The 12,003-nt window shown below is 61.3% G+C and carries 6 protein-coding genes; 4 read left to right on the forward strand and 2 right to left on the reverse strand.

Features of this window, described 5'->3' with window-relative positions; all coding sequences use genetic code 11:
• The first annotated feature begins 5 nt into the window (after window positions 1-5).
• The gene (locus ACIOAU_RS09150) at window positions 6-770 is read left to right on the forward strand and encodes a divergent polysaccharide deacetylase family protein (RefSeq protein ID WP_401181468.1); all 765 of its coding nucleotides are present in this window, start codon (window positions 6-8) and stop codon (window positions 768-770) included.
• 3 nt (window positions 771-773) lie between these two features.
• Here ACIOAU_RS09150 and ACIOAU_RS09155 read toward each other — a convergent pair whose 3' ends face one another.
• Window positions 774-5,438: a dermonecrotic toxin domain-containing protein gene (locus ACIOAU_RS09155; protein ID WP_401181471.1), complete on the reverse strand. Its 4,665-nt coding sequence runs from the start codon at window positions 5,436-5,438 to the stop codon at window positions 774-776.
• Window positions 5,439-5,605: 167 nt separating this feature from the next.
• On the reverse strand, window positions 5,606-7,609 hold the full coding sequence (locus ACIOAU_RS09160; RefSeq protein ID WP_150572675.1) for a BCCT family transporter: 2,004 nt from the start codon (window positions 7,607-7,609) through the stop codon (window positions 5,606-5,608).
• Window positions 7,610-8,032: 423 nt separating this feature from the next.
• Between ACIOAU_RS09160 and betI the strand changes: the two genes are divergently transcribed.
• The 3 genes from betI to betA all read left to right on the forward strand — a co-directional run bounded on the left by betI (window position 8,033) and on the right by betA (window position 11,976).
• Entirely contained in the window at window positions 8,033-8,698 is a 666-nt protein-coding gene (betI, locus tag ACIOAU_RS09165; RefSeq protein WP_101315590.1) for a transcriptional regulator BetI, read from the forward strand.
• Window positions 8,699-8,728: 30 nt separating this feature from the next.
• Window positions 8,729-10,201: a betaine-aldehyde dehydrogenase gene (gene betB, locus ACIOAU_RS09170; RefSeq protein WP_188035169.1), complete on the forward strand. Its 1,473-nt coding sequence runs from the start codon at window positions 8,729-8,731 to the stop codon at window positions 10,199-10,201.
• 77 nt (window positions 10,202-10,278) lie between these two features.
• Window positions 10,279-11,976: a choline dehydrogenase gene (gene betA, locus ACIOAU_RS09175; protein WP_101315586.1), complete on the forward strand. Its 1,698-nt coding sequence runs from the start codon at window positions 10,279-10,281 to the stop codon at window positions 11,974-11,976.
• Window positions 11,977-12,003 lie beyond the last annotated feature (27 nt).

Raw genomic sequence — 12,003 nt, forward strand, 5'->3', positions numbered from 1 at the left:
CGCTGATGCGTTATCTGCTGTTGACCTTGCTCTGCCTGCTGACCGGCGCCGCCCATGCGGCGCCGGCCAAGGCTTACATGAGCATCATCATCGACGACCTTGGCCAGAGCATCGAGCGCGACCAGCGCACCCTTGCCCTGCCCGGCCCGGTGACCATGGCGGTGATGCCTGATACCCCGCACGCCAGTGACTTCGCCCGTCAGGCCCATAAAGCCGGCAAGACGCTGATCCTGCACATGCCGATGGACCCGGCCACCGGCCCATATGCCTGGCACCCTAGCCTACCGACCGAAGAGCTCGCCCGGCGCCTCGACGCAGCGTTGCTCAAGGTGCCGTTTGCCGCAGGCGTGAACAATCATATGGGCAGCCGCATGACCGCTGAGCCAACTGCCATGGCCTGGTTGATGGCTGAGTTGCAGCGCCGTGACCTGTTCTTCGTCGACAGCCGCACCAGTGCCGCTACCGTGGCTGCCGCCAAGGCGCAGGAAGACTGCCTGGCACACGTGTCACGGGATGTATTTCTGGACGACGTGCGCACCAGCGAAGCCATCACCGCTCAGTTGCGTGAAGGCGTCGAGCTGGCCCGCAGGCAGGGCTCTGCTGTGCTGATTGGCCACCCCTACGCACAAACGCTGGAGGTTCTGGAAAGAGAAATGCCCCGGCTCAAAAGCCAGGGCATCGAACTGATAGAGCTGCGCCAGATGATCGCCGTGCGCAGCAATCTGGCCATGCCTGCACATGGCAAGCAAGGCCGCTACAGCAATCGCTGAAGCCTACTCGAACGGGATGATGCCGAGCACATCGGCCTTGGTCAGCTTGCTGCGGTAGATCTCCAACACCTCACTGTTCTGCGCTGCACGTAATTGAGCGTCGCGGCCCAACGCGCGCTGCGCCCAGGTCTTGAGGTGCCCGGCGACAAAATCAAGGTCAGCTGCGCCCTCGCTGGCGTAGTGGAAATGCGCCTCCCACAAGCCAATGCCTCGACCATGTCCGGACACGGCCAGCCGCTTGATTTCATAGATATCCAGGTAGTCGTTGCGGGGCAGCGGTCTGCGTTTGACGGTGCGTACAATAGTCAGTTGTTTCTGCTCGTGCAGGTACTTGAGCGCTCGTGCCGTTGGGTGAGTGGTGTTGAAGTAGATCGATCTGAGCAAGTCATCCTGGGTCGCCTGCAATGACTCGATGCCCGTTTCAAGATCTTCATACAACGCTGCATCGCCTTCGCTGCGAGGCAGTGCTGCGAGCACCTCGCTGAGTTTTTCGCGGTGCAGCTCCAATACCGTGCTCAAGCCCAACGGCTCGTCAGATGAAACATAGCGCCGAGCGATCTTGACCACCGAATCCATCTCGTCCAACAGCGTGCGCCCGCGTCGGCGGACACTGGCAAGCCCTTGCGTCGATGGGGAAGCTCTGTCGAGCGGGTTGGACTCGGCGTCTTCGACCCATGCACTGTTCTGGCGTCTGAAAGTTTTCAAAACCTTGGAGTAGGAATCTCTTTGCTGGATAACCGACTCGCCATCGACCTGCACCTCCTCTCCCACCACGCTTCGGCCACGGTGCGTGCGGACCACTCGACGTATGCCGCCACGCTTCGCATAGAGAGGCGTACGCACCCTCGGTACATCCGCCAGCTCAAGTTCACGCAGGTCGCTGGCAATCTCGATCCTGACCGAATCCTTGAGTTTGCCGAGCGTCTGCTGGTATAGCCGCAGCTTGTCCGCTCGGATGACTCTCTTGCCCACGCTCAGCAAGTAATCGGCCATACTTGCTGCTTCCTCGTAGGCATCCATCACACCGTTCAGCACTTCCAGGCGCTCGCTCAGCGCGAGGTCCGCACCCGCCAGCTCGGCGTGCGCAGCACCAGCACTGGCCAACGCCGGGCCGTTGAGATAGTTCTGGTACTCGTTCAAGGTCGCTTCGTCGGCCCCACCAAGGCGATCCAGACTAAGCTCGGCAAGGTCCTGCAGCATACGGAATTCAAGGTCTACCGCGTTCGCTCGCCTTGTCTCGATGATCCGATTGAGCATCTGAGCCTTGGTGTCTCTGCCGCCTTCCTCGGATTTGAAATGAATCGTGCTGTCCTTTAGCGTTTCCTCGAGCAGGGCGTCGAACGGCCCGGACAGTTCGATCAACTCCTGCTCCCACACCTGCACGCCCTCAAGCGCCTTGGTGAAGTCCCGATAATGCTGGATTTCGACCTCGGTTTCCGGGAGGACCATCAGCTGCTCCCTTTGCTCCTCCACGTCTTTCTCGTTGATCATGTCCGCCAGACGGTTGTAGTAATGCCCACAGTTCTCGACCAGGCTGCGCCGAATATCGCTGCGCTGTGCGTCCAGCACCTGATCCAGCAATGGGTCAACGGACCTGACGGCAGTGATCTCGGTCAGAATACGATCATGCTTGCGGTCTACCTCGATCAGTCGTTTATAGCCACCGGCAACACGCTCGCTGTAGCGCTTCTGAAGACTCCTGAGCAGCGCCAACTTGCTTACTTGAACGCTGTCCAGTGATGCCTCCTGTTCCAGATCAAGGATCAGCGCCTTGTTCTCGAACTCTTGCCTGATATATTTTTCAAGGTCTCGCCGCCGTGGTTCGCTTTCCACGATAAGCGCACTTTCCTGATTCTTGAGCAGAGTAAGCTGCTGCTTCTTGGTTTCCTGCAGGCGCTGAACGCGATTACGCGGCATACCGCCATCCAAGCGCAGTCGAGCATCGATACGCCACGCTCCGAACTCGCGCAGCAGCCACGGCCCGACGGCGCCGTCCCGGCCTTCAATGCGTGCGCCTTCGGCGCTGAGCGCCACCGCGTAGGTGTCCCCGCGCAGCGACACGTAATGCTGCCCGTCCTTGATGTACAAGCCTTGTTCAGGGCCAGCACTCAGCGGCTGGATGCCATTGAGCGATACAGCACTGCGCATCGCCAGCAAGGCCTGCCGCCGTTGAGGAGGCAGGACATTGAAGCCCTGCCCTCCACTGAAGGAAAAGTCCAGGTTCACGCTGGCCTGGTTGAGCACCTCGCCAGGCAGGTAAACCTTGCCTTGGACTGGGCGAGTCATCGCCGTGGATGCACCGTTGCCTGCGATTGTCGGCCCGCGCAACAGATCCAGCGGCGGTTGCTCTACGGGGACGGGCTCCTGCAACTGCGGCAACCGCGCATGCAGCAGCGCCATGCCGGCATTGAGGATCAGGTCGACGACCGCCGCTGAGCGCCCGAAGGCACTAGCTTGAGCCAACGCGGTGAGGTCATTGTCGACGCTCCTGGCCATTTGCACCATCCAGGCCACCACTGCCACCGGCCCGCGCAGTTGCAAGGTAATCAGGTCGAACAGCAACCAGGCACCTTCACACAGAATGGCCCAACGGCTCTCGGCATTCGACACACTCTGCCGGTCAGCCAGCTCCACCAGCAGGTCGCGGTTTGCTGCATACATCTTTGCGTCGACATCAACGCGCCAATACTGCGGCCAGAACGCAGGCGGTTGCACGCGCTCGGGCAGGAGCGAGGAATCGATGATCGGCACACCCAGATGCGGCTCGGTAAATCCGCCGTGCGCATACACGCTTCGAGCCTGTGGCAGGATCCACTCAAGGATGTCCTGCTGCAAGGCCGTATCGGAACGAATCGCCTGCATCATCGCATCCAGACTGGCAAACTCGCATACCGAGCGCGATGCATACAACGGCCGATATAGCACAACCACGGCAGGCTCGACGCAAAACAGCACATACATTCCACGCACCAGGTCGTAGTGCTCACTGCTGGGCTCGCGCCGAAATGCAAGTGGCATCAACATGCTGCCTGGCAACTGCTTGTCATCCAGCCCCCGACAGTAATTGACCACGGCTTGCAGCGCGGCCTCACTAAGGCTACCTCCCAGCTTTGCCTGCAAGGCACTGAACAGGAAGGAACAACGCCATTCACGAGCGAAACGACTGACGCGCAGCTCACGCTGGGCCGGCTCATCCAGACGGTCAGCGACATACACCGGATAATGAGCACCGATGTCGACACGCTGGATAAGTGCCTTGACGTACTCGACGTTCATCCAGTCCATGATCAGTTGATCGTCCCGATGCTCGATCGCCGTCACGGTAGCTCCAGCCAGTGAGCTCAAATTGCCTACGGCAAGCTGGGTAAGCGAAACCTTGCGCGTTTCAACCACCCCACCGCCAACACCCGCGCCCGCACCGCCGGGCACTCCCCTGGCCACGCTCAGGGTCAGCAACAGGTCATCCGCAAAGTAGTTGGCGTCGATCGGATGATCACTCAACATCTGCTCACGCAAACGCTGGCTGGCGTAGCCATGCAGGTCAAGAATGCCATCAAGTGCAGCGATACCGTCGGAGTCAGCCTGCGCCAAGGCCAGCTCGAACAGGCCACACTGGTGGGCAAAGCTGTCCTCGGAAGACGCTCTATTCAGTCCTGGAGGCAGGATCAGTTTGGTACTGCCAACGTTGGAATAGGCCGGGATGAAGAAGCTGGCAGGGTCGCTCAGCGAGGCATATGCCTGCTCAAGCGCGCTGACATCTGCCAACAAGGCGGGGCGCAGCCGCGACAGCGTCGCCAGGAGAATATCCAGCAACATTGCCGCCTGCTGCACAAAGCAGTCGCCCTCCAACGCAAAGCGGTGCCAGGTCATGGCCTCGAAGCGGTAACGCACGCCGAGCTCGTCGGCAAGCGCAGCAGCAAACTCGTCGAGCGAGTCGAATGCACGGATGATCCCCGAGGGTGCGCACCACATAAGGGACTCGCGCTCGTCCCATTGCGCCTGAATCAGCAGGTTTGGCAATGTCTCGCTGAAGGTAGCCCCGCCAATGTCCAGTTCGACCTGCACCAGATACACACCGGACGGCACATTGCCGCGTGCCAGCAGCTCGCGCACGCACTGCGCCTGCTGTTCGTCCAGCGCCTGCCAGGGCAAGTTGCAGAGTAGCGCCGATTTGAGCAGTTGCTGCAGCCAGCTCAGGTGGTCCACGCCCATGTTGCCAGTCGCCCGCCAATAGTCGACCTGGGCCTGACAGAAGTCATCTGGCAACTGCCTGATCAGTTCGTCGAAGGCTGTCTGCAGCCGCTCAGGCTTTATGACATCGCCCTCGCCGGTGGTCATGGAGTCTTCGATCGCATAAAAGCGCCTAGCCGGTTCCAGGCAGAAGTACTGGGCAACGTTGTCTAACGGCGACAAGTCCAGCAACTTGCCGTCAATCAGCGCTTGCAGCACCAGGTCGACCAGCGGTCGGAGAGGAAGTCCAGGTGTCATCAGCATCAGCCCTTCAGCTGAATGCATGTCAGGTCTGGCAGTCTTGAGAATGGGATGGTGTTCGATCAAGAGCTGCATGATCCGCTCAGCCGCGATCTGGCGCAGGCCAGGGCGGTTGGCGAATTGAGCAGCTACGCTGGCACGGAAATCAAAAGCTGTTGCGGATGGGTTGCTGGGCATGGCGGCACTTTCCTGAGGAGAAAAGGCTCAACCTAACGCGTAGTGCAGGGTGCTCCGGTGTTAGTTATTGCTGGGGTCGACACTGCGCCATCAGGCAGTTGGCGCAATAACGAAACAGACCCTGTCCAATGGACAAGGCCTGTTTCAAGCAGAGCTGCGCACGTGTCCTAGCTGTACACGCGCCCCAGCACCTGGCGATGGCTCTCGAACTGATCAAGCACGTCGCGAACGATCTGCTCCGGCAAGAAGCCCATCAGGTCGTACTCCTGACTACCATCGTGCAGATAGACCTCGGCGCGATAATAGCGTTGGCGCACATCGGCCTCGCCTTGCACCTGTGCCTCGTTGGGCGCCGCCAGGTAGCCGTCCAGGCTGACCTCGTAGACGAACGGGTTGCCCTCTTCCATCATCACCCGCAGGCCCATCATATTGCGCGACTGGCCTAAGCGGGTCTCGACCTCGAAACCCTGCGCCTGCAGCTGCGCTGCGGCGTCCTTGAGGGCCGGACTGACGTGTTTGTCCATGAAGCGCTGAACCACCGCCTGGGTCGGCTGCAACTCCATCGCACTGAGCCGCTCGCTGAAACCGCGACGGCCACGGGCGGCCAGCTCGGCCCGCTCCTGCTCCAGTTGCGCGTCCTGCTTCATGGCCTTGTACAAGCCGAACATGAACAGCACCAGCACCACCGAGAACGGCAGCCCTGCGAGCACGACCATGGTCTGCATGGCGGCGAAGTTGCCGGCCAGCAGCAGGCCAATGGTCACCAGGGTGATGACCACCGACCAGAACACCACCATCCAGTGCGGCGCGTCCTCGTCGACCTGGCCGCCCTTGCACGACAGGTTGGCCATCATCACCGCGCCGGAGTCGGCCGGGGTGAGGAACAGCACGAAGCCGACGAATACCGCCACCCCGATGACGATCTTGGCTGCCGGGAAGTATTCCAGCAGTTGGTAGATCGACATCGATGGCTGCTCAAGCGCCGTCTTGCCCAGCTCCACCGCACCATGGTTCATCACCAGGTCCAGTGCGGTGTTGCCGAAGATCGACAGCCAGGCCAGGGTAAAGCCCAGCGGGATCAGCAGCACGCCGGCAACCAGCTCGCGCACGGTGCGGCCCTTGGAGATACGGGCGATGAACATGCCCACGAACGGCCCCCAGGAAATCCACCAGGCCCAGTAGAACACGGTCCACAGGCCCAACCAGCGCTCGGACTTGCCCGCTTCGTTCTCGTACACATACAAGTCGAAGGTCTTCAGCACGATGCCGTTGAGGTAGTCGCCGGTGTTCTGCACAAAGCCGTTGAGCAGGTGCAGGGTATCGCCGGCCAGCAAAACGAAGATCAGCAGGCCGCTGAACAGCACGATATTCAAGTTGGACAGGCGGCGGATGCCGTTTTCCACACCCGATACCGCGGCCACCGTCGCCACCGTCGCCATGACCAGAATGACGATCAGCAGGTTAGTGTTGCTGTGCGTCATGCCGAACAGGTACTCGAGCCCCGAGGCAACCTGCATCGAGCCGATACCGAGGTTGGTCACCAGCCCCAGCAGGGTCACGAACATGCCGAAAATGTCCACCGCATGGCCGGCGCTGCCCTTGACCCAGCGCTCGCCCATCAACGGGTACAGCGCCGAACGCAAGGCCAGCGGCTGGTTGTGCCGATAGGCGAAGTAGCCGACTGCCAGGCCAACCAGGGCATAGATCGCCCAGCCGTGCAGGCCCCAGTGCAGGAAGGTCAGCTGCAGGCCCTGGCGCGCCGCTTCTGCGCTGGCCGAGGTGCCTTCGGGCGGGTTGAAGTAATGATCCAGCGGCTCGGACGCACCGAAGTACAGCAGCGAGATACCGATGCCCGACGAGAACAGCATGCCGGCCCAGGCACCGTAGCTGAAGTCCGGTTGGTCATCCTTGCCGCCCAGCTTGAGCTTGCCGAAGCCGGAGAAGGCCAGAACGATGACGAACACCAGGTAGCCGCCAATCACCAGCATGTAATACCAGCCGAAGCTGCGCGTCAGCCAGGTCTGGGCGACGTTGAGCACTTCACCGGCGGTGTCGGGTACAGCGATAAGCAAGGCAGTCAGAACAAGGATCAGCAGCGCAGAGGTGATGAACACCACGTTGTTGACCCGGACCCTCTCGGCGGGGGGTTTGGTTAGGGAGGCAGAACTCATTGCACGAATGCTCCGGGCAGTGCTGGGGTGGAGGCTAATCAGTCAATCCCGTGCAATTGGTCAATTAATGCCACTGCGACAGGTGTTATAAAAGCACTCAGGAAAACCGTGATCCCGTAGCGAAACGATGCACAACTACAGAGCCAAGCCCCGCTCCGAGGGCCCTGCGCGCAGTCTCGCGACCGCTCGGCAGATTCTGTATCGCGCAGCGCCCATGCCCGTCAACGCCTTGTATTCCGGGGGTTGCACGTTTTTCTGGGGTGCCAATCGATGCCTTTTCGACAGCCTTAAACAACTGTCAATGGCACAAATTGTCGCAGAGCTTATTCTTTATTGATTGAACGTTCAATCAAAACAAAATAGACTGGCCTTCGCCGAGGCAGCCGCTTGTCGTCTGCCCGCAGGCCTGAGGAGATTTGCCAGATGCCCAAGGTCGGTATGCAACCCATTCGCCGTCAGCAGTTGATCGAAGCCACCCTGCAGGCGGTCGATCAGGTCGGTCTGGGAGATGCCAGCATTGCGCTGATCGCCCGTTTGGCTGGAGTGTCGAACGGCATCATCAGTCACTACTTTCAGGACAAGAACGGCCTGATCGCAGCGACCATGCGCCACCTCATGAATGCGTTGAGCGAAGGCACCGTCGCCCGTCGACTAGCCCTCACCGACGACAGCCCGCGGGCGCACCTGAGAGTCATCGTCGAGGGCAACTTCGACGCCAGCCAGGTCAGCGGCCCGGCAATGAAAACCTGGTTGGCCTTCTGGGCCGCCAGCATGCACCAGCCGTCCTTGCACAGGTTGCAGCGGATCAACGATCACCGCCTTTATTCCAACCTGTGCTGCCAGTTTCGCCGCGTCCTGCCGCTCTACCATGCGCGCAAGGCCGCCCGTGGCCTGGCAGCCTTGATCGACGGCCTGTGGTTGCGTGGCGCACTCTCGGGCGACGCGTTCGATACCGAGCAGGCAATTCGGATTGCCTACGAATACATGGATTTACAACTGGCTAAGCAGCACGCCCTGGATACAACGCCCCAGGCGGCTGAACGATCGCACGCAGCGACTGCCTCATTAGCAGGAGCGCAACGCGGCTAGCCAATCACACACTGCACTTGCGAGGATTCTATGGCCCGTTTCGGAACGCAAAAACTCTACATCGATGGTGGTTATGTCGACGCTGGCAGCGATGCCACCTTCGAAGCCATCAACCCGGCGACCGGCGAAGTCCTCGCCCACGTCCAGCGCGCCACTGCCGCTGACGTCGAACGTGCCGTCGAGAGCGCCGAACGTGGCCAGAAAGTCTGGGCCGCGATGACTGCCATGCAGCGTTCGCGCATCCTGCGTCGTGCCGTTGACATCCTGCGCGAGCGCAACGATGAGCTGGCCATGCTGGAAACCCTCGACACCGGCAAGTCCTACTCGGAAACCCGTTACGTCGACATCGTCACCGGCGCCGACGTGCTCGAGTACTACGCAGGCCTGGTCCCGGCCATCGAAGGCGAGCAGATCCCGCTGCGCGAAAGTTCCTTCGTCTACACCCGCCGCGAACCGCTGGGCGTGACCGCCGGTATCGGCGCGTGGAACTACCCGATCCAGATCGCCCTGTGGAAATCGGCGCCAGCCCTGGCGGCCGGCAACGCGATGATCTTCAAGCCGTCGGAAGTTACCTCGCTGACCACCCTGAAACTGGCCGAGATCTACACCGAAGCCGGCCTGCCGAATGGCGTGTTCAACGTCCTCACCGGCAGCGGCCGTGAAGTCGGCACCTTGCTGACCGAGCACCCGCGCATCGAAAAAGTATCGTTCACCGGCGGCACCACCACCGGCAAGAAAGTCATGGCCAGCGCCTCGAGCTCGTCGCTCAAGGAAGTCACCATGGAACTGGGCGGCAAGTCGCCGCTGATCATCTGCGCCGATGCCGACCTCGACAAGGCCGCCGACATCGCCATGATGGCCAACTTCTACAGCTCCGGTCAGGTCTGCACCAACGGCACCCGGGTATTCATCCCGGCTCCGATGAAAGCCGCCTTCGAAGCCAAGATCGCCGAGCGCGTTGCGCGCATCCGCATTGGCAACCCGGAAGACGAGAACACCAACTTCGGCCCGCTGGTCAGCTTCCAGCACATGGAAAGCGTGCTCGGCTACATCGCCAAAGGTAAGGAAGAAGGCGCCCGCGTCCTCTGCGGCGGCGAGCGTCTGAGCGAAGGCGACCTGGCCAAGGGTGCCTTCGTTGCGCCGACCGTGTTCACCGACTGCAGCGACGACATGACCATCGTCAAGGAAGAGATCTTCGGCCCGGTCATGAGCATCCTCAGCTACGAGACCGAAGAAGAAGTCATCCGCCGTGCCAACGATACCGAATACGGTCTGGCTGCCGGCGTCTGCACCAACGACATCAGCCGCGCCCACCGCATCATTCACCAGCTTGAAGCCGGCATCTGCTGGATCAACGCCTGGGGCGAGTCGCCGGCAGAAATGCCGGTCGGTGGTTACAAGCAATCCGGTGTCGGCCGCGAAAACGGCGTCAGCTCGCTGGCCCAGTACACCCGCATCAAGTCGGTTCAGGTCGAGCTCGGCGGCTACACCTCGGTGTTCTAAGCACCCTGTGTAGTTAGGCCCGCGCCTTATGGCGCGGGCGCTTTGCTCCCTGACACCGCCACAACGAGGGTACTTGCATGTCCCAACAATTCGATTACATCATCGTCGGTGCCGGCTCGGCCGGTAACACCATCGCCACCCGCCTGACCGAAGACGCCAACGTCAGCGTGCTGCTGCTCGAAGCTGGCGGCCCTGACTACCGCTTCGACTTCCGCACCCAGATGCCGGCCGCGCTGGCCTTCCCGCTGCAGGGCCGTCGCTACAACTGGGCCTACGAAACCGATCCAGAGCCGCACATGGACGGCCGTCGCATGGAATGTGGCCGTGGCAAAGGCCTGGGTGGCTCGTCGCTGATCAACGGCATGTGCTACATCCGCGGCAACGCTATGGACTTCGATGGCTGGGCCAAGCTGCCAGGCCTGGAAGACTGGACCTACCTCGACTGCCTGCCGTACTTCAAAAAGGCCGAAACCCGCGATATCGGCCCCAACGATTATCACGGCGGTGACGGCCCGGTCAGCGTTGCCACGCCCAAAGCCGGCAACAACCCACTGTTCCACGCCATGGTCGAAGCCGGCGTACAGGCTGGTTACCCGCGCACTGAAGACCTCAACGGCTACCAGCAGGAAGGCTTCGGCCCGATGGACCGTTCGGTGACCAAGAACGGCCGTCGCTCGAGCACCGCGCGCGGCTACCTGGACCAGGCCAAGAAGCGCCCGAACCTGACCATCGTCACCCATGCCCTGAGTGACCGGATCCTGTTCGAAGGCAAACGCGCTGTCGGCGTGACCTACCTGGTCGGCGACAGTGAAGAGCGCATGGAAGCCCGTGCGCGCAAGGAAGTCATCGTCAGCTCCGGCGCGATTGCTTCGCCGCAACTGCTGCAACGCTCCGGCGTCGGCCCGCGTGCACTGCTCGAAAGCCTCGACGTGCCCGTGGTACACGACCTGCCAGGCGTTGGTGAAAACCTGCAGGATCACCTTGAACTGTACCTGCAGTACGCCTGCACCCAGCCAGTCTCGCTGTACCCATCGCTGCTGTGGTGGAACCAGCCGGCCATCGGTGCCGAATGGCTGTTCAACGGCACCGGTATCGGCGCCAGCAACCAGTTCGAGGCGGGCGGCTTCATTCGCTCCCGGCCTGAATTCGAGTGGCCGAACATCCAGTACCACTTCCTGCCGGTGGCGATCAATTACAACGGCTCGAATGGCGTCAAGGAACACGGTTTCCAGGCGCACATGGGCTCGATGCGCTCGCCTAGCCGCGGCCGTATTCAGCTCAAGTCCAAGGATCCGCGCCAGCATCCGAGCATTCTCTTCAACTACATGGCGACTGAACAGGACTGGCAGGAATTCCGCGACGGTATCCGTTTGACTCGCGAGATCATGGCCCAGCCTGCGCTGGACCAGTACCGCGGCCGCGAAATCAGCCCGGGCGCCCACGTGCAAACCGATGAAGAGCTCGACAAGTTCATCCGCGAGCATGCCGAAACCGCATTCCACCCGTCCTGCTCGTGCAAGATGGGCACCGACGAGATGGCCGTGGTCGACGATCAGGGCCGTGTGCATGGCATGCAAGGGCTGCGGGTGGTCGATGCGTCGATCATGCCGATCATCATCACCGGCAACCTCAATGCCACCACGATCATGATCGCCGAGAAAATCTCCGACAAGATCCGTGGCCGCCAGCCGCTGCCGCGCAGCACCGCCAAGTACTACGTGGCTAACGGCGCGCCGGTCAAAGGCAAGCCGATGCGGGAAGTGAAGCAGCCGTAACTCAGGCTAGATGGGGTCGCTCTGCGA

The organism is Pseudomonas sp. NPDC088322 (assembly GCF_044740745.1).
GTDB lineage: Bacteria > Pseudomonadota > Gammaproteobacteria > Pseudomonadales > Pseudomonadaceae > Aquipseudomonas > Aquipseudomonas shirazensis.

What these genes read in the sequence shown, in the direction of transcription:
- betB (WP_188035169.1), top strand. Translation starts at nt 8,729, where the DNA reads ATGGCCCGTTTCGGAACGCAAAAACTCTACATCGATGGTGGTTATGTC.
- betI (WP_101315590.1), top strand. Translation starts at nt 8,033, where the DNA reads ATGCCCAAGGTCGGTATGCAACCCATTCGCCGTCAGCAGTTGATCGAA.
- ACIOAU_RS09155 (WP_401181471.1), bottom strand. Translation starts at nt 5,438, where the DNA reads ATGCCCAGCAACCCATCCGCAACAGCTTTTGATTTCCGTGCCAGCGTA.
- betA (WP_101315586.1), top strand. Translation starts at nt 10,279, where the DNA reads ATGTCCCAACAATTCGATTACATCATCGTCGGTGCCGGCTCGGCCGGT.
- ACIOAU_RS09160 (WP_150572675.1), bottom strand. Translation starts at nt 7,609, where the DNA reads ATGAGTTCTGCCTCCCTAACCAAACCCCCCGCCGAGAGGGTCCGGGTC.
- ACIOAU_RS09150 (WP_401181468.1), top strand. Translation starts at nt 6, where the DNA reads ATGCGTTATCTGCTGTTGACCTTGCTCTGCCTGCTGACCGGCGCCGCC.